At 62.0% G+C, this 24382-nt stretch carries 18 protein-coding genes and 1 tRNA gene; 1 reads left to right on the top strand and 18 read right to left on the bottom strand.

Features of this window, described 5'->3' with window-relative positions:
* Window position 1: 1 nt before the first annotated feature.
* The 18 genes from ACWBU6_RS12915 to cysS all read right to left on the bottom strand — a co-directional run bounded on the left by ACWBU6_RS12915 (window position 2) and on the right by cysS (window position 23508).
* On the bottom strand, window positions 2-5311 hold the full coding sequence (locus tag ACWBU6_RS12915; protein WP_452649175.1) for an amino acid adenylation domain-containing protein: 5310 nt from the start codon (window positions 5309-5311) through the stop codon (window positions 2-4).
* A 25-nt stretch (window positions 5312-5336) separates the two neighbouring features.
* Complete coding sequence (locus ACWBU6_RS12910; RefSeq protein WP_452649174.1) at window positions 5337-6314, bottom strand: TauD/TfdA family dioxygenase; 978 nt, start codon at window positions 6312-6314, stop codon at window positions 5337-5339.
* A gap of 41 nt (window positions 6315-6355) precedes the next feature.
* Complete coding sequence (locus tag ACWBU6_RS12905) at window positions 6356-7036, bottom strand: 4'-phosphopantetheinyl transferase family protein (RefSeq protein WP_452649173.1); 681 nt, start codon at window positions 7034-7036, stop codon at window positions 6356-6358.
* Window positions 7014-7754 carry a thioesterase II family protein gene (locus ACWBU6_RS12900; RefSeq protein ID WP_452649172.1) on the bottom strand — a complete coding sequence of 247 codons (741 nt, stop codon included), beginning with the start codon at window positions 7752-7754 and terminating at the stop codon, window positions 7014-7016. Before ACWBU6_RS12900 ends, ACWBU6_RS12905 begins: the two co-directional genes overlap by 23 nt.
* Window positions 7755-7762: 8 nt before the next feature.
* On the bottom strand, window positions 7763-7999 hold the full coding sequence (locus ACWBU6_RS12895) for an MbtH family protein (protein WP_452649171.1): 237 nt from the start codon (window positions 7997-7999) through the stop codon (window positions 7763-7765).
* A gap of 128 nt (window positions 8000-8127) precedes the next feature.
* Window positions 8128-8643, bottom strand: coding sequence for an RNA polymerase factor sigma-70 (locus ACWBU6_RS12890; protein ID WP_452649170.1), 516 nt, complete (start codon window positions 8641-8643; stop codon window positions 8128-8130).
* Between the two features lie 369 nt (window positions 8644-9012).
* Window positions 9013-9519: a hypothetical protein gene (locus tag ACWBU6_RS12885; protein WP_452649169.1), complete on the bottom strand. Its 507-nt coding sequence runs from the start codon at window positions 9517-9519 to the stop codon at window positions 9013-9015.
* A gap of 164 nt (window positions 9520-9683) precedes the next feature.
* Window positions 9684-10268, bottom strand: coding sequence for a hypothetical protein (locus ACWBU6_RS12880; protein WP_452649168.1), 585 nt, complete (start codon window positions 10266-10268; stop codon window positions 9684-9686).
* 255 nt (window positions 10269-10523) lie between these two features.
* Window positions 10524-11027: an SMI1/KNR4 family protein gene (locus tag ACWBU6_RS12875; RefSeq protein WP_452649167.1), complete on the bottom strand. Its 504-nt coding sequence runs from the start codon at window positions 11025-11027 to the stop codon at window positions 10524-10526.
* A gap of 93 nt (window positions 11028-11120) precedes the next feature.
* A complete protein-coding gene (locus ACWBU6_RS12870; RefSeq protein WP_452649166.1) occupies window positions 11121-11705 on the bottom strand; it encodes a hypothetical protein in 585 nt (194 codons plus the stop codon).
* Window positions 11706-11737: 32 nt separating this feature from the next.
* Window positions 11738-15919, bottom strand: a complete 4182-nt coding sequence (locus tag ACWBU6_RS12865; RefSeq protein ID WP_452649562.1) for an RHS repeat-associated core domain-containing protein — start codon at window positions 15917-15919, stop codon at window positions 11738-11740.
* The gene (locus ACWBU6_RS12860) at window positions 15801-17252 is read right to left on the bottom strand and encodes a type VI secretion system Vgr family protein (protein WP_452649165.1); all 1452 of its coding nucleotides are present in this window, start codon (window positions 17250-17252) and stop codon (window positions 15801-15803) included. Before ACWBU6_RS12860 ends, ACWBU6_RS12865 begins: the two co-directional genes overlap by 119 nt.
* A 175-nt stretch (window positions 17253-17427) precedes the next feature.
* Window positions 17428-17520, bottom strand: a tRNA-Ser gene (locus ACWBU6_RS12855).
* A gap of 91 nt (window positions 17521-17611) precedes the next feature.
* On the bottom strand, window positions 17612-18859 hold the full coding sequence (locus ACWBU6_RS12850; RefSeq protein ID WP_452649164.1) for an aspartate kinase: 1248 nt from the start codon (window positions 18857-18859) through the stop codon (window positions 17612-17614).
* Window positions 18860-18993: 134 nt separating this feature from the next.
* Entirely contained in the window at window positions 18994-20316 is a 1323-nt protein-coding gene (gene tilS / locus ACWBU6_RS12845; protein WP_452649163.1) for a tRNA lysidine(34) synthetase TilS, read from the bottom strand.
* 107 nt (window positions 20317-20423) lie between these two features.
* Window positions 20424-21398 carry an acetyl-CoA carboxylase carboxyltransferase subunit alpha gene (locus tag ACWBU6_RS12840; protein ID WP_452649162.1) on the bottom strand — a complete coding sequence of 325 codons (975 nt, stop codon included), beginning with the start codon at window positions 21396-21398 and terminating at the stop codon, window positions 20424-20426.
* A 65-nt stretch (window positions 21399-21463) separates the two neighbouring features.
* Window positions 21464-22111, bottom strand: a complete 648-nt coding sequence (locus ACWBU6_RS12835) for a DNA-3-methyladenine glycosylase family protein (protein WP_452649161.1) — start codon at window positions 22109-22111, stop codon at window positions 21464-21466.
* Window positions 22111-23508, bottom strand: coding sequence for a cysteine--tRNA ligase (gene cysS, locus ACWBU6_RS12830; RefSeq protein ID WP_452649160.1), 1398 nt, complete (start codon window positions 23506-23508; stop codon window positions 22111-22113). The genes ACWBU6_RS12835 and cysS overlap by 1 nt, the downstream gene beginning before the upstream one ends.
* 184 nt (window positions 23509-23692) lie before the next feature.
* Here cysS and ACWBU6_RS12825 point away from each other — a divergent pair, with 184 nt between their 5' ends.
* Window positions 23693-24373, top strand: coding sequence for a peptidylprolyl isomerase (locus tag ACWBU6_RS12825; RefSeq protein WP_452649159.1), 681 nt, complete (start codon window positions 23693-23695; stop codon window positions 24371-24373).
* The last annotated feature ends 9 nt before the right edge of the window (window positions 24374-24382 follow it).

Below are 24382 nucleotides of genomic sequence, written 5' to 3'. Positions count from 1 at the left end.
TTCAATTCATCCTCTCAGCGACACGTTTGCGCTGCAGCAGGGCCGCGCGCCGGCGCTGGGCGCCATCTCCAGCAGGGGCGGTTTCAGCCTCCGGGACCGGTCCCTGCCCGATACGGCGCGCCAGCGCGGCAACCGTCGGGAACTTGAACAGCTCCATTACCGACAGGCCTGGCTTCAAGCGGTCCTCCAGCAAGCGGTGCACGCGGATCAGCTGCAGCGAATGGCCACCGAGGTCGAAGAAGTTGTCGTTCTGGCCCACGCGCTCCACGCCCAGCACCTCGGCCCAGATCGCCGCCAGCGCCGCTTCCACCTCGCCTTGCGGCGCCTCGTATGCCTTGCCGGCTGCGGCTTCCGGCGCCGGCAAGGCCTTGCGGTCCACCTTGCCGTTGGCGTTGAGCGGCAGCCGCTCCAGCACCATCACCACACCCGGCACCATGTAGTCGGCCAGGGTCCGGCCCAGGCGTGCGCGCAGCGCCGCCGTGTCGATGGCCTGGCCCGCATGCGCCGCCACGTACGCTACCAGGCGCGCCCCGCCGGCGCCTTGCTGCGCCACCACTACCGCCTCGCGCACTTCCGGCTGCGCCAGCAGCGCCGCCTCGATCTCACCGAGCTCGATGCGCAGGCCGCGGATCTTCACCTGGTGATCCAGCCGTCCCAGGTACTCCAGTTGCCCAGCCCCGTTCCAGCGCACCAGGTCACCGGTCCGGTACAGGCGGCCGCCGGCCGCATCGAACGGATCGGCCACGAAGCGCTCGGCCGTCAAGCCGGCACGCCCCAGGTAACCGCGCGCCAGGCCGATGCCGCCCAGGTACAGCTCTCCGGCCACCCCGGCCGGCGCCAGGTTCAGCCCCGCGTCCAGCACCAGCGTGCGGATGCCGCTGATCGGCTGCCCGATCGGCACCTGGCTGCGCCCATCGTCGCGGCAGCGCCAGTGCGTCACGTCGATCGCCGCTTCGGTCGGCCCGTACAGGTTGTACAGGCGGGCCTGCGGCTGGCGCGCGAACACGCCTTGCTGCGCTTCCGCCGGCAGCGCCTCGCCGCTGCAGACGATGCGCCGCACGCCGCTGCACGCTTCGATACCGGCGTGCGCCAGGAAGGCTTGCAGCATCGAGGGCACGAAGTGCAGCGTGGTGACACCGTGCCGCACGATCAGCTCGACCAGGCGCGCCGGGTCGCGGTGTTCGCCCGGCCCGGCCATGGCCAGGCGCGCGCCCACCATCAGCGGCCAGAAGAACTCCCATACCGAAACGTCGAAGCTGAACGGCGTCTTCTGCAGCACCGTGTCGCTGCCGTCCAGGCGGTAGGCGTCCTGCATCCAGGCCAGGCGGTTATACAAGGCGCAGTGGCGGTTGGCCGCGCCCTTGGGCCGGCCGGTGGAGCCCGAGGTGTAGATCACATAGGCCAGATGCTCGCCGTGCAGCGCCACCTGCGGGTCGTGCGCCGGCTCGCCGTCCAGGGCCAGGCCGTCCAGCTCCAGCACCGGCAGCGCGCCGGCAGGCGGCAGGCGGCCGCGCAGCGCGCCATGCGTCAGCAGCAGCGCGATGCCGCTGTCCTCCACCATATAGGCCAGGCGTTCGGACGGATAGTCGGGGTCGAGCGGCACATAGGCGCCGCCGGCCTTGAGCACCGCCAGCAGGGCCACCACCATGTCCACCGAGCGCTCGAGCGCGATGCCGACCCGGGTTTCCGGCTGGACGCCCAGCCGCAGCAGGTGGTGCGCCAGGCGGTTGGCGCGGGCATTGAGTTCGGCGTAGCTGAGCGTCTCATCGCCGCACAACAGCGCGATCGCCTGTGGTTGCAGTCGCACCTGCTGCTCGAACAGGCGCTGTACCGGCTGCGTCTCCGGCCAGGCCGGGCCGCCCTCGCCCCAACTCGCCAGCAGCGCCGACTCTTCCCGGTCCAGCAGAACGGCTTCGCCCACCGCCAGCTGCGGTTGCGCCGCCAGCGCCTGCAACAGCGCCAGGTAGTGACCGGCCATGCGCGCGATAGTCGCGGGCTCGAACAGTTCGGCCGCATAGCTGAAGCACAGCTCGACCCGGCCATCCTCGTACTGGCGCGACTGCAGGGCAAGCTCGAATTGCGCGGCCTGTTCGGCCAATGCCATTTCTTCCGTGGCCAAGCCGGTGCGGCGTGCAAACGTGCCGGCAGTGTCCTGCAGGTGATTGAACATCACCTGGAACAGCGGCGTATGCGCCAGGCTGCGTTCCGGCTGCAGCGCTTCCACCAAACGCTCGAAAGGCAGGTCTTGGTTAGCCTGCGCGCCGAGCGCCGCTTCGCGCGCCTGGGCCAGCACTTGCGCGAGGCTGAGGCGGCCGTCGACCGCATTGCGCATCACCAGCGTATTGACGAAGCAGCCGACCACGCCATGCAGCTCAGGGCGGGCGCGGTTGGCCACCGGCACGCCGATGCGGATGTCCTGCAGCCCGGTATAGCGGTGCATCAGCGCCTGGAAAGCGCCAAGCAGGGCCATGAACAGCGTGGTGCCATGGGTCTCGGTCAGGCGCTGCAGGCTTTCCAGCAGCCCGGCCGGCACCGCGCAGCGGAACTGCGCGGCGCGGTAGCGCGCCACCGCCTGGCGCGGGTGGTCGGTCGGCAGCGCCAGTACCGGATGCACATCCGCTGCCCCGGATCCAAGCTGGGCGCGCCAGTACTCGAGCTGGCGGGCATGCGTTTCCCGGTCCGGCTGCCCGTGCTGCCACGCAGCGTAATCGGCATACTGAAGCGGCGCCGGAGCCAGTGCCGGAGTCGTACCGCTTGCAGCAGCGGCGTACAGCGCACCCAACTCGTCCACCAGGACCTGCATCGATGCGGCATCGGTGACGATATGGTGCATGACCAGCGACAGCACATGCGATTCGCCGTCCACGCGAACCAGAGCCGCACGCGCCAGGGGCCCGCGCGTCAGGTCGAACGGTTGCGCGTTGAGCGCGTGCAGGAATTCGGCAATGCGCGCTTCACGCTGGCCTGGCTCGCTATCGACCAGGTCGAGGAACTGCATGTCCGGAGCGACGCCGTCGGCCAGCAGTTGCTCGACGCCACCATCAGGGCGGGACCGGAACACGGTCCGCAGGGACGCGTGGCGCTGCGCCAGCCCGGCTAGTGCGGCACGCATGGCGCCTGCATCGAGGGAGCCGCCAAGGCGCAGTGCACCCTGGACGTGGTAGGCGGTACTCGCAGGGTCGAGCTGCCACAGGAACCAGTGCCGCTGCTGCGCGGGCGACAGCGGCACTGGTCCGGCGCGCAGTTCCGCCGGCAGGACCGGGATAGCCGGCGCGGCGACTGCCCCCCCATCCTGCACGCTGCGGCGGATGGCATCGGCCTGTTGCTGCAAACGCGGTTGTTCGAATACCTGGCGCGGCGTGAAGTCGATGGACCAGCGCTGCACAACCTGCGCCGCCAGCGTCACAGCTGTCAGCGAGTTCCCGCCCAGTGCGAAGAAATGGGCATCGCCCGCATAAGAACGCCCCTGTTCATGCCGTAGGACCTCGCGCCACAACGCGGCCAGGGCCTGCGCCGTTTCGTCAAGCTGCGCCGCGGCCCCGCCGTCCTCTTCGCTGGCGCCGGCCAGGCGGCCACCCTCGAACAGCGCATAAGCGTCGAGTGTGCGTTCGGCCCAGCCCTTGCGGCAGGCGGCGCGCTGCAGCTTGCCGCTGGAAGTCTTTGGCAGCGCGCCGGGATTGAGCAGCACAACCACCTGCGGCGCTTCGCCGCACTGCTCGCTCACAGCCTCGCCCAGTGCATCGGCCAGGGCTTGCGGCGGGACCAGCTTCTGCAATCCGCGCGAGACTTCGGCGGCCACCCCGATGCCTTCCTGGCCATCGAGGTTGACGGCAAAGGCGGCCACCCGGCCATTGCGTACCGCTTCCACCTCGGCTTCGACAGCGCGCTCGATATCCTGCGGGTAGATGTTATGCCCGCGCACGATGATCATGTCCTTGACGCGGCCGGCCACGAAGAGCTGCCCCTGGTACTCGAAACCCAGGTCGCCGGTGCGCAGCCAGCGGCGACCGTCGCGCTCGACGAAGGTTTGCGCGGTTTCCTCCGGCTTGTTCCAGTAGCCCGCCGCGATGCTGGGGCCGGCGGCCCAGATCTCGCCAATACTTCCCGCTGCCGCCACCACGCCGCTTTGCGCGTCGACGATCCTGACCTCGTGCGCGGACGGCACGTACCCGCAGCTGGCCAAGGTGGCGCCACCGGCATCCGGCAGCACCGTGCGGCGGGCCAGCTCATCGGCATCGAAGCGCTGGGCGGACATGCCGCTGCCGCGCCGTACTCCCGTCACGAACAGGGTGGCTTCGGCCAGGCCGTAGCAAGGGTAGACCGCATCGGCGCCAAAGCCCACCGCCGAGAAGCGTTCGACGAAAGCGTCCATCGTATCGTGCCGCACCGGCTCGGCGCCGGTGTAGGCCACCCGCCAGCTCGACAGGTCCAGCCCGCCCAGCTTAGCGTCCTTGATACGGTCCAGGCACAGGCGGTAGGCGAAGTCCGGGCCGCCGCTGATCGTCACGCGATGCCGCGAGATCATCTCGAGCCAGCGCACCGGGCGTTCCAGGAAATAGCGCGGCGAAGACAGCACGCACGGGATGCCGCTGTAAAACGGCTGCAGCAGGCCGCCAATCAGGCCCATGTCGTGGAACAGCGGCGACCAAACGCCGAACTTGTCATCCGCCCCGATCGACAATCCCTCGCGGATCGCGCGCTCGTTGGCAACCAGATTGCCATGGGTGACCATCACCCCTTTCGGGGCCGAGGTGGAGCCGGATGTGTACTGCAGGAAGGCGACATCGTCCGGGGCCGGTTCGCCTGCGCGCCAGGACTGGGCGGCGGCAGGATCGACCTGGTCGACCGCGATCACTTCAGGCACCCCGAACTGGCTGGCCGCGATCGCCGCCAGTTCCTGGATGGCACTGGCAGCCAGGATGCCGCGCGCCTGTGCATCGGCGACCATTCCCGCCAACCGCGCCAGGTGCTGGGGCCGTGCCGACTCTGGCGGAAATGCCGGGACGGCAATGACACCGGCAAAGAAGCAGGCGAACATGCTGACTGCATAGTGCTCATCGTTGTCAAGCAGGATCAGTACCCGGTCACCCTTGGCGAAACGCTGCTGCAGGACGGCCGCCAGTGCACGCACGCGCAGCTCGAATGCCGCATAGGTCAGCGACATTTCAGTCGGCTCGCCCGCGCGTTCACCTACCACGACCAGCGCCAGGTCTGCGGGCCGCTCCGTCGCCAGGCGGCGCAGGCAGGCAATGAAATTATCCGGATGGTCGAAAGCGCGATCGCGTTGAATGAGATCGTGTGGGGTGGTCATTGATTTACCTCGCAGGTCAGCTTGTTCAGAACTTGCCCAGATTGCCGTGCTGTCCGGCCATTGCCACCACCACCTTGCGCGGGCCCGCGAATGGCGCGCGGGCATGGGCGGCTAGCATGTTGTCGAGCATCATTACGTCGCCCGCTTGCCAGGCGAAGGACACGGTTTCGGCATCGAGCACGGCGCGCACCTCGTCGAGCATGGCATCGGGAATCGGCGAGCCATCGGCAAAATAGGTATTGCGCGGCAGGTTCTCGACGCCCAGCAGGTCTTCCAGCGATTCGCGCACATCGGGCTGCAGGTTCGAGACGTGGAACAGGTGCGCCTGGTTGAACCATACGGCCTCGCCGGTCACCGGGTGAGTCTCGACCGCCTGGCACAGCTGGGTGGTGCGCAGTTCACCGTCGGGCTTCCACTCGTAGCGCAAGCCGTTCCTGCGGCAGAACTCCTCGACCTCGGCGCGGCTCTCCGTGTTGAACACCTTCTGCCAGGGCACATCGAATTCGCCGTAATTGCGCACGTACAGGATGCCGGCTGCAAAACGCTCGCGTATCGCCGCCGGCATGCGGCGCAGGATGGCGCGGCTGTCGGCGATCGGCGTGGCGCCCCCTTCGGGTGCCGCCGTCACGCAATGGAACCAGATCTTCATCGGCCATTCGCGCGTATAAGCCTGCTCGTTGTGCAGCGGGATCGACTGGTGCGCCGGATACTCGGTCGAGGTGTACACGCCGCCGCCCACGTCGGTCCGTGGCGTCGAGCCGAATTCATAGGACAGCAGTGGCTGGCCGAAGCCTGCCGCAAAGGCGCGGAAATCGTCCACGCCGGGAACAGTAAAGCCGCGCAGCAGAACGCCGCCGACCGTCGAGACGATGCCCTCGATATCAGCGCGCAGGCGCGGCAAGGCATCCAGCAGCGGCTCCCCTTCCCTCGCTGGCCTTATCAGCACCGGCAGCTCGCAACCCACCGGAGCCGTCCTTTCGAACCGCGTCAACATTTCATTCATTACAGCTCCTTGATCTGAATCGCCTGTCAAGCCAGACGAACTTATTCGATTTCGAATGCGATGGCAGCCATGTAACCCGGCGGGGCATCCAGCCGCCAGGCCGCCAGCGATGGCTGCAAGGGCTCTTCATATCGCAAGCCATAGCGCCCGCCCCCTTCGGCCGGCGGCCTCTCGACCGACAGCCGCTGCAAGTGGCTGCCGATGCCGGCGCCGCTCGCCTTGAGCACAGCTTCCTTGACTACCCAGCGCTCAAGGAAGTCCAGCCGCGACGCGCCGTCCTGCTGCCGCTCCGCAGGCGAGAGCACTTGCTGCTCTAGACTCGCGATATCAAGGGACGGGTCGCTGCGCTCGATATCGACACCGACTGCGCGGCCGCCCGAGATGGCGACCAGCCCGTGGGCGCCGGCGTGGGACACATTGAATTCAACACGCACATCCGATCCGCACGGCTGCGCAAGCCGGGGCTTGCCCTGCCGGCTGGTGAGGAAGCGCAGGTCCTGAGGACGGCGCCCCAGGCGGGCTGACAACAGGCGCCGCAGTGTCGCGCGGGTCGAGACGTAACGCACACGGTCTTCGTGCCTGGCGAAACGCAGCGCCCGCTCCGCTTCGTCCCGGGCGAGGATTGACCAGTCGGTGTCGGCAACCGGCGCCGCCAGGTCGAAGTCCAGCAGCCAGGCATCGACCTGCGCTTGCAGCGCCTCAGGCAGCGCGACTTGCCGCATGCCGCGCTCCAGTCATCCCTTGCTGCAGCGCGCGCTCGATCACGGCCAGTACTTCCTGCTCGCGCGGGCGGATGAAGAAATGGCCGCCCTCGAACCAGTCGAGCGAGTACCCGGCGCCGGCCTCCAGGCGCCAGGCGTCGATGCGGTCGGCCGCGATGTCGTCATCGCGGCCCGCAAGCACGTGAAGCGGAACGGGCAGTGGCGCCGGCGCGGTGTAGCGGAAGCTTCCGCACACCCGGTAGTCGGCACCAAGGGTGGCAAGCGCCATCCGCAGCAGCTCGTCGCTGCCGAAGACTTCCTCCGGCGTTCCACCCCGCTCGCGCAGGTCGGCAGCCAGGGCTGCATCGCCGGTTTTAAGGGCGAAGCGCTCCGGTTCGCATTGCGAAGGGGCCGGGCTTGCGGAGACCAGCAACGACGATGGCATCGGCCGGCCCAAAGTGCGCTGGCGCAGTGCCATCCCATATGCCAGCAAGGCCCCCATGCTATGTCCGAACAAAGCGTAGCGGCCGCGCAGGGACTCCGCATGCTCCTCGCACAGCAGCTGAACGAGACGCTGGAATTCGCCGGCATAGGGTTCGCCCATCCGGCTCCCTCTGCCGGGCAACTCCACGGGAACGAGGCGTATCCATTGCGGCAGCAGGCGGCGCCAGCGCAGGTACATGGTTGCGCTCGCGCCCGCGCACGGCAAGACCAGCAAATCGATGTGCTGCGCTGGCATGGAAGCAATCACTGGGCGGCGCCCGCAGCCTGTTCGTCCATCCAGTTGCGCAGCGATTGCGGGCGCATATCGGTCCAAGTCCGCTCAACATATTCGAGGACCGTCTTCTTGTCGCCCTGGACACCCTCGACTGCGCGCCAGCCGCCGGGAACGGCCTTCCACTGCGGCCAGATCGAGTACTGTTCTTCGTGGTTGGTGAGAACGATGAAGACCTCGTCTTCGCGGTCAAAACAACTGGTGGTCATAGCGGTCCTTGCATGGTTGAAGAGTTACGGCCGCGACGTTCGGCAATGCCTGCCGGCGCGCGGACCATTCGTATTGGAAGACGAAGCAGGCAGTGGTTTGTTTAAGCCCGCTGCGTGCAATGCTGTCGTCAGGCCGGCGCAGCCACGGCACTGCACGAGGTCATCGCATCGCGGATCATGAAGTTCACCAGCGTGGCCGAGATACCCATCTGCGCGGCGACCTCGCGCTGGGTATGGCCGCCCAACCGGCAAAGCTCGAAAGCCTTTCGGGTACGTTCGGGAAGGGACGCGAGCGCATCGGCGATCAGGCGCAGTTGCTGCATATTGCCGACGAAGGTCTCCGGAGTCGCGGCACTGGAAGGCACGTGCAAGCCATCCTCTTCCCCGGTGAAGTAGCGCCACTCCAGTGCCGCCTGGCGATGCCGGTCGATGGCCAGGTTGCGCACCAGCTGGAAAAGATATGCCAGCGGCTGCCTGACGTTGAATACGGAATTCATCTCCGCTACCCTGAGGTAAGCGTCCTGCACCACGTCATCGGCCTGCTCGGGGGTTCCGACAATTCGCATTGCGGCGTGGCGCAGTTGAGCCCGGTGGGCAATGAAGATTCCGGTCAGCTCGTCCTCGAATTCCTTAGGACCTCTCAAGTATTCCTCCGTAATTGATTCCCTGCCCGTCACGCCTCGGCGCTAGCAGCAGTCGATTGATCTGGTTTGTGCACCATTGCCATATGCACAAGCTCCAGATTCTACGGAGTTTACGATTGAATGACAATACGAATCATTCTCATTCGCGTTCATTGTTTATAGCAATTTGATAGCAAGTGCGGGCGCGGGATGGGAGGCCGGAAGCCGAAGAAAGCCACCGATATCGCTCGATATCAGTGGACGTAGATGGACGATTTGGAAATTTCTCACCACCCGGCATGCGGGTCCCCACCGGGGTTGTTCGGGTAGTTGAGATCAGGCCTGGCGGGGGGCACCAGGCCGGTCGAAGTAATCGACTGTTAGAGCCCGCTATTTCTTCGGGTTGATGATTCGTTTAAGCAGCACGAAAACTTCGTGGTGGATGGCCCGCTCATTCGCCTTGAATTCGCCATCGGCCTTGATGTAGGCAGGTCTTTTCAACTCGGCCTGTTCGGCTGGCGTCGGCTTGGGGACGGTCGGGTAAAGCTGCGCGCCGCTGTTATAGGTGTTGTTCAGCACCTTCTTGCCGTAGCTGGACTGGTAAAAGCGCGTCATCTCGGTCACGGTCTCCGGGCTGAGGAGGCGCGCCACAGGCGTTGCCAGCCCGGCGTAGATGGTTTCCGCCGGCGTTGCGATGACTTTGTCCATCACCCGCTTGCGGTCGGCTTCCGATGGGTACCGGCTCATGCCGGCGGTCATGCGCATCATCTTCTCGGCTTGCATCGCCACCAGGAGGTCGTGCGTGGCCTTCACCTGGCCAGCATCCGGGTTCGGGTTGGCTGCCTGGGCGCTGGTGGCGAGCGAAATGGCAAGCAGGATTGCGGAGATCAACTTCATATCAAATCCTTCTGATTGAATCTGGCTGGGGCCGCGGGGGGAAGAAAACCCGAAGGAAGGCCAACACTTAAGCGCCGGGCCGGCATTGTAACTCGCACGATCAGACCACTGCAATTCGCTTGCGAGCCCAGACTCAGGGACCGGTCGCACCATCAACTGTGTGTTCAACCGAAGAAGAATTCCATAAAACCTGCCTCACCATCCGGCCCAAGAACGCGCAGTGCAACGGCACTGACAGCATTGAGAAATTCGGGAACGGGGCTGAAGTCTTCGTCGAGCACCTCGTAATTGAAGGTGTTTGCCTCAATCGTCATAGCCTCGGCCATGACCTGGAAAAAGCTGGCGAGATCGTTGGCAATTTTGAAGTTGCGCGGTCCAATGTGGCCCGTTACCACGCCGGTGGCGGTGCTGCTATCGACAACGATCGCATCGCCATTGCGGTCGGCGACGACGATCCAGTGCTCATTCCAAGTGGCGTCTTCCTTGACCGGGCCGCCATTGACACGTATCCAACGCCATCCGTGCTGCGCAGTCGCAACTTCATCGAGTGAAAAGAGCATCAGCAAGAGCCACCCGCCCACCTGCGGCATGTCGCTCATGCATAGGCGCCCATAGTATTCCTGCAGGACTGGTCCCAGCGAAATCGGTTCAACGATTGGCTGGCATGCACGGTATTCGATCGTTCCGAAGTTTTTAGAACTGGCGGCAAAAGCGTCAGCAAAGTTATGCAAGGCTGTTCCAAGCGACATTCGATTCTCCATTGGCCATTCAACGCAGCGTGGTTAACGCCGATATCGCCTTGTCGCTCTCCACAGAATAGGTTTTAGAGGCTTCCTTAACGTTTCGACCACTTCAAGCAACACTTTGTTGGCGCCTGGCCTATCTACAGCCAATTCCGCCTTTCGTCAGAGTGACATGCATGCATTTGCACCGGAGTCGCTTGGGCGCTTCCGATTTGAGCGCTACAGTCCACTAGCAACTCTACAATCTTCACGGGAAATGGGCTACCAACTCGCGTCCGGGTTTGGTTCCAAAATTTCAAGAAAATGCTCGAATGACTTCGCAACGCGTCGTTGTGCTTTCTTGTAGTTCTCTGCTTCGCTAAGCGTTGGATCGAACACATCGGTCGCGTAGTAGGCGACTGTCTCATCACGGAAATCAAGACCGAAGAAGTTTCCGCCCGGATCCCAAGCGAATGGCAAGAAAAAATCTGGGATAACTTTCTTCGCACGCATGGCCCGGAAGTGGTTCAGCATTTCCGACGTGTCGTCCTGCCCGGGAAGTGGGTGCTTGATCGAATAGAACATCGCAACATCTGTTGGCTCCCAAACATCGTCGCCTGGCACCAGAGTGTCAGTCGGCGCTCCGCCGTTATAGTGAACGTAATGCTGCTTGAACGATTCGGGCAAGGGATGCCCCACTGCTCGTTCCAGATCGCCGAATTCGGCCATTGAAATTGCGGGTGCTACTGTGTCAAACACGTTGTTCTCAGCGATATCATTCTCCATTAACATCCAGGCTTCAGTCGCCCTGTTGGACGACCTCGTAACCAGTTCAACGAATGGTTGGAGTGCGAGGCCGTCGCTCCATAAGCGGTGGGCTTACCCGAAGAAGAATTCCATGAAACCTTCCGCCCCGTCAGGGCCAAGAATGCGCAGCGCAATGGCCCTGACCTCATCAAGAAAATCAGGCATAGGATTGAGTTCATCGTCCAGCACGTCATAGTTAAAGGTGTTGGCTTCAAGCGTCATAGCCTCGGCCATGACCTGAAAAAAGCTAGCGAGATCGTCGGCAATCTTCACATTGAATGAGCCAATGTGACCAGTCACTACTCCGCTTGCGGTACTGTCATCGACAACCAGCGCATCACCATTGCGGTCCGCAATGACAATCCAGTGCTTGTTCCAGACGGGATTCTCCGTGAGAGGGCCACTTTTGCTGGGTACCCAGCGCCATCCGTGCTGGGCTGCTTCTAGCCAATCGAGCGGAAAGAGCTTCAGCAAGAGCCTTCCCCCTACGAGTGGCCTGTCGCTAAAGCGTAGCCTCTCGTAGTAGTCTCGCAGGACTGCCCCAAGTGGAATCGGTTCGACGATGGGCTGGGGTGCGCGATACTCAACAGTTCCGATATTTTCGGCCCCAGCTGCAAAAGCGTCAGCAAAATTTTTCAATGCGACGTCGAGCGACATTCAATTTCTCCAGTTTTATTTAGTCAAGAGCGCTAACTTCGGCATCGAAGCGTCGCCATCCGGTCAATCAGACGGCCGCGCGAAGTGTTAGTGGTCGTACCACGATGGCCCTGCTCCGAATGGAAGTGCTCATTGTAAGCGTTCGGCATATTAGTACTGTTCGGATGCTTATCGTTTTCCAGGAAAACGATGTTGCGCGGATCCCCCTTCCACTTGAGACCCAAGGCACCATTGTTTTTAACCGAATTAATGTGGTGCCCGGTATAACCACGTTCGCTCATCACGGTCGTTAAGCTGCCGTTTTTCGTATTTTTGATCAGTTCGATCTCCGATGGGCTCCAATCGCGCGTTCCCATCCCTGTCTTTTCGATCAAAAGTTTTTCCTGAACCCAGGCCCGGTCGATCGCGGTGCCGCGAGCGCCCGACTGAGCGCCCAGCTCGTCCCGCGGCTTATAGCGAACCACGTCCGGCAGCCCCGCCCAGCCGAGCGGATCGCTCCACCCAACCGGGTTAGGGGCATACTGGTAGAGATTAATCCCACCCGCGAGTCCGATGGGGTCGGGCGAAATGAAGCGGCCTATATCCGGATCGTAATAGCGGAAGGTATTGTAGTGCAGGCCACTCTCACGGTCCAGGTACTGTCCTTGGAAGCGCAGGTTTTGCGGCAGCGGTTGCGCGTGCAGGGCGTGCGTGCCGTCCTGCTCGATAGTCCAGTTCTCGACCACCGTGTTACCCCAGACTTTGTACTGAGCGCTCCACGCAAGCTCTCCCGATGCGGCAGTCAGCTCCTCCGGCAACCCTGAAACATCGCAATGGAAATAATACGTTGAAGCTTTCGGGCTTGCGCGGCTCACGCCGCCCTCCCCCACAGCTATTCCTTCAACCGCTTTATCGATCCTGGCGACCGGTATGTAGCTGTTCGCTTCGTAGAGGTACGCCGCCGCTTGCGTTCCCCGCTGCTCCTGCAGCAGGCTCAAGCCATCCCACAAGAACAGCGTCGTGCCGAATTCGTCATGCTTGCGAATGCGGCGTCCCAGCGCATCGTAGTCGAAGCGCACCTGCTGCACTACGCCCTGGCGGCGCGTCTCGACATGACTGAGGCGCTGTTCGCCGTCATAGCTGAAATGCTGCTCGGTGTGCGAGCCCGTACGCTTGGATTGAAGCCGTCCGTGCACGTCGTATTCAAAGCGCCGGTCCTGGAACACCATGATGCGGTTGTGCCGCACATAGCCGCCGGGCTGAACGGAGTCAACCAGATTGGCCGCACCGTCCCAGTGGAACATTTCGCGCCGCACGTCCTGGCCCGCGTAAGAGATCCTTCCCAATGGATCGTAGGTATAGGAAGTCCGGCCATTGAGTGAATGATCTTTCCGAACCACCTCGCCGGACGTGTCATAAGCCCATTCCTTGGCAAACACAGCACGGCCATCCCGCATGGACTGGGCGCGGGTCCGCCTGCCTATGGTGTCATAACTAAAGGTGGTGCTCAGCGCACCCTGGCTGCGTCCAATTTCCCGGTGCAGGTCGTCACGCTCCAGGTCGCAAATAAGTTCGCCATCCAGATTGATCTGGTGGACATGTCCCGATCCGTAATGCAGTAACTGAATAACCCTTCCGTCGGGAAGTGTCGTACTTACACGGTTCCCGAGTTCGTCGTAACTATGTACGAGCATCCCCATGTGGCCGGTTTCGCTGAGTATCTCGCCGCGCTTGCTGTAGCTAAAGCCCAATTCATCGTAGACCTTGCGCGCACCCCGGTAATCGCTGAAGGTGGCGGCATGCACGAGCTGGCCCAACTGGTCATAGCGGAACGACGTGCTGAATCCGCGCGCATGGCGACATGTGAGGCGCCCCATCAGGTCGCGCTCCATCCGCACAGTCAATTCATCGGCCTCGCCAGCGGCACTGGTGACGGCTACCGCAAGTCCGCGCGGATCATACCCGATGCGCTTGGTAACCCCGTCCAGTCCGACTTCGGCAATCACGCGGTCATTCTTGTCGTAAGCCAAGCGGTACGACTCTTCATTCTCGTTAACCAGTTCGATGAGCCTGAACGCAGCGTCGTACCTGAACTCAACACTCCTGCCCGCGGCATTGCGGCGGCGCGTGACCAGTCCTCGCGCGTTGCGTTCATAGCGTGTGATCCGGTCGTCGCCAGTCCGGCTGGCACTGAGCTGCCCTGCGGCGTCATATTCAAACTTTTCCTGCGTGCCGTCGGGGTGAACGATGGAGACAACGCGTCCTTGTTCATCTGCGGTGTAAACCGTGGTTTGTCCCAAGGCATCTACGCGGCGGGCCAAGTTGCCGCGCGCATCGTATTCGTAGACGGTGCGCTTTCCCGAGCAGTCGACATGCGCGGTCAGCTGCGCCCGCGCATTCCATTCCAGATGCTTGAAGCCGCCGCGCGCATCGCGCAGTGTATGCGGCAAGCCCCGCGCATCGCGGGATTGTTCCGTTACGTGGCCGAGCGGGTCGGTGATGGCCGTCAGATTGCCGACCTTGTCGTAGTGGTATTCGGTACGGTTGCCCGCGGCATCGATTTCCGCGGTCGGCAGGTTCAAGCGATCGTGCCATTGCACCGATTCGATCTGACCCAGCGCACTGATGCTCTTGACCATGCGGCCGGCTTCATCGTATTCCCATTGCGTACGCGCACCGAGCGGATCGGTCATCTGCGTCAACCTGCGCCGCTCGTCCCAGTCGTAGTGCCAGGTACTTCCCTCAGGGTCCGTGTAGGAGGTTGGCTGGCAATCGCGATTCCATTCCCAGCGATTGACGCGACCAATCTGGTCCGTGACGGCGGTGACACCGTGAATCAGGTCATACTCGAAATCATAGGCTTCGCCGTCGTCGGTCCAGTGGCGGATCACGCGCGCGTCGGGGCCGCTGCCGCTCCACGCATAGTGACAGCGCAAACCGCCAGCTGCACGGTGTTCGCTCATCAAACCTTGCTGGTAAGCGAACCAGCGGGTGGTTTGCCGGTCGCGGTCGACAACCTCGGCCAGTTGCCCCTGAAGATCGTAGCGGTAGCAGACAAGCGTTTCCGCCGGTTCGCCTTCAACACCCTGGACCAGGTCGATTCGTTCGACCCGACGCGGGTGGACCGGCGAATAATGCAGCGCGAGCGTGCGGCCGCAGCCGTCATTCAGCTGGTGCAATTTTCCGGAAGCGTCATAACGCAGCGCGTTCCAGTTTCCGTTGCGGTCCTCGATGCGCTGCAGCTTCAGCGTACCGCAAAATCCCGGCTCAGGGCCCCCAAAGTCGAAATACAGTCCGTCGACGCTTTCGATGAGATATTGGCCGAGTTCGGTACAAATCAGGTAATACCCTTCGGCGGTGCTGCAATGGCTCTCACCGGGCAGCACAGCGGGAAATGCCATGGCCCGGCCCTGGGCATCGGTGAAATCCAGGGTCGTAATCGCGCCGGCGCCGTCCCGCTTAACTTCCAGCGTCAACTCAAACGGCACGCTCCAGCCACGGCCAAACAGGCCGTCCTCGCGGCCGTCGTGGCTGCTGTAGAACCGCTCCCAGCTCAATGCGAGAGGCCCAGACAGCGAGAAATCCGGCGGATCGCTCAGCACCTTCCCGCCGGTGATGACGTTGACTGGGTTGCCAATCGTGGTGCGAATCTGCTGGCCGGCCAGACTACCTGCAAAGGAGGCGCCGAAATTGAGCAGCAGGCAAGGCAGTGCCGACTTGAGCGCCGACAAATTCATCTTCCCGCGCCCGCACAGCGTCAACGCGACACCGATGGCCACGCCGAGCGCCGTAATCCACCATGGCCGCTCGTCTTCGATTTCACGCACCGTCACCGTGCCGCCGCCGACGAAAACATCTTCCGAACCCTCGGCGATGGTGCCGCCGCAAGTGGTCATGTCGCCCTTTCGCGCCGCGGGCTGGTCGTTGATGAAGACGTTGTCGGAACCTTGCGCCAGCATCGGCGGCGGTCCCGACGAATGCTTGCCGCATGTAATGGTATCGAGTTCGCCTGGCGCGGCGGCGCGAGCCGCAGGCAGCGAATTGAACTTGACGTCCGGCGATCCGCTGACGATCTTGCCCTCGATTGAAGGTGGAATGAATTTGTCGACAGCCCGGTTAACCTGGTTGTCTATGAATCCATTTAGCCCGCTTGCCTCCATCGCCATGCTCACGCCAAAGCCGATCGCCAGCACTGCCCCCAGGCCGAGACCGCCGGTCGCTACGGTTGCTACCACCGCAGCGACGACCAACGCGGTAAGCGCGGCGCCAACCAAAGCCCCGACTCCAGGTGGAGCTGTTCTCGTCGCGCACGCCAACGCGATCCCAGTGGAATTGCACCCGCACGCGGCCGAATTCGTCGGTATGAATCTCTTCGCCGGCCGGGCCGGTGATGGTGGCGGTCTGCAGGCCGAAGATCTTTGTTTCCACGCAGTTGAGCGTGCGGCCCGGACGCCACGGAATGGCTTTGCGCAGGCAGATCACCTCGTTCTCATAGTGGGACGGGCGGTCGGTCTTGACCTGGTAATTGTTGGAGGCGCGATGGCGCGCTTCAATGACAAGGAACTCGTTGGCGGAGCCGCTGTCGCCGCCATCGAAATGCCCGGTCAGCCGGAACCAGCGGCCCGGCGCCAGTTGGCGATTGTTGCCCGCGCCATGAAACTGCTTGCCGGCCGCTTCCAGCTCCTCCATGCGCAGCCGCGCCAGTTCCTCGCCGGATGCGCCATCGCTGAAGCCCAGCGCGCCGGTATATTCGTATGACTCGATGACCGGCACATTGCCCTGCCGGTTCACGGTCGGCATCGAACTGACGATCGGTTTGCCGCTCTTGAAGTCGTAGCTGGCAACTGCCACGCTGCCCTGCATGAGATGGCGCACCGGGGACCATTCCCCGATTCCATCTTCTTCCAGTGCGCCAGCGTGGCGCTGGAACGGCACTTCCTCGAAGCCATCGATAGGCAGCGCGCTCATGGTGTCGTCGGAGATCACCAGCTGGTGGCCGCCGGCTGTATGCTCAAACCAGTACACCAGACCCGCCGCATTCCAGCGCCGTTGCAGGTAATTGCTATCGGTTTCGTCGAACTGGCACGCGTCGTTCATGACTTTCTGCTTGCCCGAAACGCGCCAATCCCAATCGCACAGGCCTTCGTAATCGGCAAACACGCTCGAAGTCTGGTCGTACAGCGTCGCGTTATGGAACAGGTAGTTATCCTTGCGCAAGCTCAAAAATCTGAACCAGGGGCCCAGCGTGGCTTCGTAAAACGCGACGCCGCCATCGACTCGCATCAAGCCAAAACTGAACACGTACCCTGTGAAGTAGCGGATACTGCCGTCCCCGCGCACCAGATGGATTGCCACCAGCTTGCCCTGCATGTCCTTGAGCGCAATATGCGCTGAGTCGGACAGCAGCTCGACCTTGTATTCAAAGGGGCGGGACAAGCCCTCTTCAGCATCGAGCCGATTGACGAGCAGGTTTCCGGGCGCATCCTGGTTGGGAAACTCGATTCTCAGGAGCCGGTGGTGTTGGCCGTCTGCCAGTGCAGCCAGCGCTGGTTTGACCTCATCGCGCATTACAGTGCCTCGTACATTGTCTTCATTCGACTATTCCGGGTTTGGTTGTCAAATCGGAAATAATTGAACAATTGTACTATTGCTGTTGAGTTAGCGCGTTTTCAATCGTGCGCCCCTTTTCCGGGCGCGGAAAAACAAAAAGCCCCGAGTTTCCTCGGGGCTTTTCGCTTGAATCTGGCGGAGGCGGTGGGATTCGAACCCACGATACAGGTTTTGCCCGTATGCTTCCTTAGCAGGGAAGTGCCTTCGGCCACTCGGCCACGCCTCCTCGTTGATATGTTACTGCGTCAACGCGACCGCAATATTAAAGACCGGGACCGCTTTGGTCAAGGCAAATACCGCAGTTTTTTTGGAAATATTTACTCTTTTTCCAACTCGAATGCTTTGTGCAATGCACGCACGGCCAGCTCCATGTACTTCTCATCGATCAGGACGGAAATCTTGATCTCGGAAGTCGAGATCATCATGATGTTGATGCCCTCTTCCGACAGGGTCTTGAACATCTGGGAAGCCACGCCAACGTGCGAACGCATGCCCACGCCGACCACGGAAATCTTGGACACTTTGGCGTCGCCCACCAGGGTATGGTGGCCGATCTCGCCTTTCTCGTTGTGCAGCACATCCATCGCCTTCTGGTAGTCGTTGCGCGACACGGTGAAGGTGAAGTCGGTCTTGCCGTCCACGGCCTGATTCTGGATGATCATGTCGACTTCGATATTAGCTTCGGCGACCGGGCCCAGGATGTGGTAAGCGATGCCTGGACGGTCTGGCACGCCCAGTACGGTGATTTTGGCTTCGTCGCGGTTGAAGGCGATGCCGGAGATGACTGCTTGTTCCATGTTTTGGTCTTCCTCAAACGAAATCAGGGTACCCGAGTTGGCCTCTTCTGCCAGATCCATCAGCGGATCGGTCAGCGAGGACAGCACGCGGGTCGGTACGCGGTAGTTGCCGGCGAATTCCACCGAGCGGGTTTGCAGCACTTTGGAGCCCAGCGAAGCCAGTTCCAGCATCTCTTCAAACGTAATCGCCTTCAGGCGGCGCGCTTCGGAAACCACGCGCGGGTCGGTGGTGTAGACGCCGTCGACGTCGGTATAGATCAGGCATTCATCAGCCTTCAGCGCGGCAGCAATCGCCACGGCCGAAGTATCGGAACCGCCGCGGCCCAGGGTGGCAATGTTGTCGTTCTCGTCCACGCCCTGGAAGCCGGTGATGATCACAATGCGGCCCTTCTCCAGGTCTTCGCGCACGCGGCCGTCTTCGATCGACTGAATGCGGGCTTTGGTGAAGGCGGAGTCGGTTTTAATCGCTACTTGCCAACCGGTGTAGGAAATGGCGTCCTTGCCGATCGCTTGCAACGCCATCGACAGCAGGCCCACGGATACTTGCTCGCCGGTGGATGCAATCATGTCCAGTTCACGCGGGTCTGGCGGATTCTGGATTTCCTTGGCCAGGGCAATCAGGCGGTTGGTTTCGCCGGACATTGCCGACGGAACGACGACCACCTGGTGTCCCGCATCGTGCCATTTGGCGACGCGACGCGCGACGTTCTTGATGCGTTCCGTCGAGCCCATCGACGTGCCGCCGTATTTGTGAACGATTAAAGCCATGCTGATTTCCGCATTGATGTGATAAAGGGAGCCCTTTACTCTACATGTTGCGTTGCAAAATCTCAAGTCAAAAAGTACATACCCTCATACCTATTTGGCATAAGTTCATATGTCTAGACAGGTGCCAGCAAAAATTATTTGGTTTCCCAGCGAAACACCAAACGATGCTCGCCACCGGAGTCCAGTTTGCGGCAATCCATGCCGATACCGGCGGCATACAGGATATCGCCGGGGATCGATACCATCGGCAGGCGCTCACGCTCCCAGGCGGGGATACCGAGGGTCTGGTAGTGCTGCTTAAGGGTACGCGTGGGGCGGTTGCGGGCCGGCTTAAGCTTTTCGCCGCCCTTGCGCAGCTCGATCGTCAGCAATTGCTGGCGCAACCATTCGGGGTCAAGGCCAAGCGGCGCAAGCTCAATGTGCAGCGTGCCGCCAAAGGCCGGGAATTCGATGCTGCCCTCCCCGTTCCAGCGGAAGCTCTCCCGCTGTTCGGCGTCTGCCTCAGCGCGGCGCGGCACGAGGTAGAGGCGGTCGCGGTGGCGGCGCACTTCGCAGTCTGGGTGGGTGACCTTGAGGTTGGCGTCATCGCGCGCGGTCAGGGCCTGTTCCTGCATTTCGGCCAGCCAGCTTGCCGATGGCAGGCGGATGCCGCGTTCGGCGAACCAATGGCGCAGCAGGTTGGAGATGCGGTCGGCACTGAGTGTGCGGACCTTTGCCATACCAAGGCTATCCTCGCCCGCCAGGCAGGTTCGCAAGTCTTCTGCTGCCTGCTCGGTCAGCAGGCGCTGCGCGGACTGGGCGTGGCGCGCGCTGCGGGCGAAGCGCTCCTGGTAGCCGGGGAAGGCTTCGGCCAGCCGCGGCATCACTTCATGGCGCAAGGCGTTGCGGGCGTAGCGGGTATCGGCGTTGGATTCGTCTTCGATGTGCGCGATCGCGTTTTCGCGCACGTATTCTTCAAGCTCGGCGCGACTGGCTTGCAGCAGTGGGCGGGCCAGCAGCACGTCCGGGGTGCCGAGCAGCGTTGAGGCGCGGTTGAAGGCATCCATGCCGGACATGCCGGCGGGGCCTGCACCGCGCAGGAGCTGCAGCAGGACGGTTTCGGCCTGGTCGTCGAGGTGGTGTGCAGTCAGGAGCAGGTGCACATTGTGCTCGATGCATAGCGCGCCTAGTGCTGCGTAACGGGCTTTGCGGGCGGATGCTTCACTGCGGTCGTCGAGGGTGACACGACGGCTGGCAAAGGTGATGTTCAGGCGTTCGCATTCCTTGCGGGCGTGGGCTTCCCAGGCGTCGGCATTGGGACTCAGGCCGTGGTGGATATGGAAGGCGTAGGATTTGCGGCCGCTTTGCGCCGCCAGGTGCAGCAAGGCGCTGCTGTCCAAGCCGCCGCTGTAGGCGATGGCGATGGGGCCGTGCGGGAGTTCGGCGAGGGAATGCTGGAGGATTTGTTGGGCGCGCATACTGAAACCGGTAAACCAGTGTCAGACCCGCAGGGTCTGACACTTATGACGCGGCGGCCGCTGGCCGAGGTGTCTGACCCTGCGGGTCAGACATCGCCTTGCCGGTTTTATTCGGAAGCGGTAGTCTCTTTGAACTTGCCGTAGCTCATCAACTTCTCATGGCGAGCCGCCAGCAGGTCCTTGGTCTTCACACCCTGGAACTGGCGCAGCGAATCCGCCAGCGCGCGTTTCAGCATCTTGGCCATTTCCTTAGGATCGCGGTGTGCGCCGCCCAGCGGCTCATTGATGATCTTATCGACCAATCCGATCGCCTTCAGGCGATGCGCGGTCAGGCCCAGCGCTTCGGCCGCATCGGATGCGCGTTCGGAAGTCTTCCACAGGATCGACGCGCAACCCTCGGGCGAAATCACCGAGTAAGTCGCGTACTGCAGCATCAGCACGGAATCGCCCACCGCAATCGCCAGCGCGCCGCCGGAGCCGCCTTCGCCGATGATGGTCGCGATCAGCGGCACTTTCAGTTCCGCCATCACGTACAGGTTGTGGCCGATCGCTTCCGACTGGCCGCGCTCTTCCGCGTCGATGCCAGGGAATGCACCTGGAGTGTCAACGAAGGTGAAGATAGGCAGGTTGAACTTCTCGGCCAGCTTCATCAGGCGCATGGCCTTGCGGTAGCCTTCGGGCTTCGGCATGCCGAAGTTACGCATTGCGCGTTCTTTGGTATCGCGGCCCTTCTGGTGGCCAATCACCATGCATGGCTGGCCATTGAAACGGGCGAAACCGCCAACGATGGACTGGTCGTCCGCATAGGTGCGGTCGCCGTGCAGTTCGTGGAAGTCGGTGAAGATCTCGTTCACGTAGTCCATGGTGTATGGACGCTGCGGGTGACGAGCAATCTGGGAAACCTGCCAAGGCGTCAGCTTGGCGTAAATGTCTTTGGTCAGTTGCTGGCTCTTCTTGGCCAGGCGGTCGATCTCCTCCGAGATATCGACTGCCGAATCGTCCTGGACGAATCGCAGTTCTTCGATCTTGGAATCCAGCTCCGCGATCGGTTGCTCAAAGTTGAGGAAAGTCGTTTTAATCATTGTACCTCCAAGGTTTTTTGCTTCCCCGACAACATTGCAATAACGGTTGCCGGTGAGAATTTGCGCTATTTTACCGGAACCGGATCAAGGCTACGCCACAAATACCAGGTGGCGACCGTGCGGAAGGGTTCCCAGTTGGCCGAAACCTCGCGCGCATCGCTGCGCGACACAGGCTCCCCGGAAAAATAATTCTGGCTGATTCCACTGATCAGCCGGCTGTCGTCAAGCGGCAGCACGTTGGGTCGGAGCAAATTAAATATCAAAAACATCTCCGCTGTCCAGCGTGTAATGCCGCGAATTTGAACCAGTTCAGCGATCACTGCTTCGTCATCCATCTGCGCCCATTGGGCGGCGTGGACCTTCTTGTTCTTGAAATGGTCGGCCAGATCCAGGATGTATTCGGCCTTGCGCTTTGAAAGGCCGCAGCCCGCCAGCGCAGCGGCGCCGGCTTTTTGCACGGCCGCCGGGGTGAATTTGGGACAGGTTTCCAGCAGTTTGGCCCACGCTGCATTGGCAACCTGGGTCGTGACCTGCTGGTTCACGATGGCGCGCGCCAGGGTGATAAACGGGTCGTCATGGCCGACCAGGTGCAGATCGCCGAATTGGGGGATCAGGCGGTTCATGATGCGGTCGCGCTTCATGAGCTCTGCCTTGGCTTCCTCCCAATACGGCGGCACCGGGGCCTGATCCCCGTTTTCCCTGGATAGAACCATTACGCGCGGCGCCAGTTCGTAGTGCCGTCAGGCTTGTCTTCGAGGACGATGCCGGCTGCCAGCAAGTCGGCACGCACCTTGTCCGCAGTGGCAAAGTCGCGCGACTTCTTGGCTGCGGCACGGGTGGCGATGGCCGCTTCGATTGCCGCCTCGTCCATGCCCTCGCCTACCGCGCCTTTCGGGGCAGCCTTGCGGTATTCCTCAGGGCTGCGCTCAAGCAGGCCAAGAACTGCGGCAAGGCCTTTCAGCTGGCGCACCGCGGCCGGCGACTTGGTCTTGTTCACTTCCGACGCCAGGTCGAACAGTACCGACACTGCGATCGGGGTGTTGAAGTCATCGTCCATCGCCTCGGCGAAGCGCTTGGCGTTGTCTTCGTTCCAGTCCAGCGGCTGGCCGTCACCTTGCACCCCATCCAGGGCGGTGTACAGGCGGGTTAGCGCACCGCGCGCGTCTTCCAGGTGCACGTCCGAGTAGTTCAGCGGGCTGCGGTAGTGGGCGCGCAGGATGAAGAAGCGCACCACTTCAGCGTCGAACTGCTTCAGCACTTCGCGGATGGTGAAGAAATTGCCCAGCGATTTCGACATCTTCTCGCCGTCCACGCGCACGAAGCCGTTGTGGATCCAATAATTCGCCAGGGTCTTGCCGGAAGCGCCTTCCGACTGCGCAATCTCGTTCTCGTGGTGCGGGAACTGCAGGTCCGCGCCGCCGCCATGGATGTCGAAGGTCTCGCCCAGCAGGGAGCACGACATGGCCGAGCACTCGATGTGCCAGCCCGGACGGCCCTTGCCCCATTTGGAATCCCACTTCACCTCTTCCGGTTCGGATTCCTTGGCAGCCTTCCACAGCACGAAGTCCAGCGGATCGCGCTTGCCGGTGTTCACGTCCACGCGCTCGCCGGCGCGCAGGTCGTCCAGCGACTTGCCAGACAGCTTGCCGTAGCCTTCGAACTGGCGCACGGCATAGTTAACGTCGCCGTCGGCAGCCTTGTAAGCCAGGTCCTTCGCTTCCAGCTTCTCGATAATGCCCAGCATCTGCGGCACGTACTCGGTCGCTTTCGGCACGTCGGTAGGGTTCAGGATGCCCAGGGCCTCGCAATCCTCATCCATGTATTTAATAAAGCGGCTGGTCAACTGGCCGATGGTTTCGCCATTCTCGACCGCGCGTTTGATGATCTTGTCATCGATATCCGTGATATTGCGCGCATAGCGCACGTCATAGCCCGACGCCTTCAGCCAGCGGTAGATGACGTCGAACGCCATCAACATGCGGCCGTGGCCCACGTGGCAGTAGTCGTAAACGGTCATGCCACAGACATACATCCGGACCTTGCCCGCCTCAATAGGTTTGAACGACTGCTTTTCGCGTGCCAGCGTGTTGAAAATCTTTAAATTGCTCATCGGACTAGAAGTAAACGGGTCACTGGTGCGAAGCGCCTGGGGCGTCGCACCGGTGCTCGGTGTGTACCAGGGGGATGTTTGGTCCCTTTGTTATAGTTCTACTTTGTTAGAATGGAACGTCTGGCGAAGTATAGCACTGAAAATTTCGCGCACGCGAGTAGCAATTCTTATAAAGGAAACAAGAATGCAGAAGAAATGGATTGCCCTGCTGGCCGGCCTGCTGATTGGCGGCGCCGCGGCAGCTGCCGACAACCCGCAAGTATCGATCAAGACCAACGTTGGCGAAATCATCGTGGAGCTGGACCAGGAAAAGGCCCCGATCTCGACCGCCAACTTCCTCGCCTACGTGAAGAGCGGCTTTTACAAGGACACGATTTTCCACCGCGTGATCAACGGCTTCATGGTGCAGGGCGGCGGCTATACGGCCGACTTGAAGTCCAAACAGCCGCTGCGTCCGGACATCAAGAGTGAAGAAAAGAACGGCCTGTCCAACCTGGCCTATACGATCTCGATGGCGCGCCACGATTCGCCGAATTCCGCCAATTCGCAATGGTTCATCAACGTGGTGGACAATATCGGCCTGGACTACCCGAATATGAAGGGCCACGGCTATGCCGTCTTCGGTAAAGTCATCCAGGGGAAAGAAACCGTCGACAAGATCAAAGGCGTGCTGGTGGACGACAAGCCAGGCTTCCAGAACATCCCTGTGAAGCCGATCGTGATCAAGTCGGCAACCATCCTGAAGAACCGCATCGTACCGCCTGCACCTCCCGCCCCACCGCCAGTCGTCGAACCTGCACCAGCCCAAGAACCAGCTCCAGTTCAGGAGCCCACTCCTGCTCCGCAGCAGGACCCTGTAAAATAACGCTTTTTC

The organism is Pseudoduganella sp. HUAS MS19 (genome assembly GCF_053615455.1).
The sequence above is the reverse complement of the archived record's forward strand: the minus strand, read 5'-3'. Positions and strand labels throughout refer to the sequence as shown.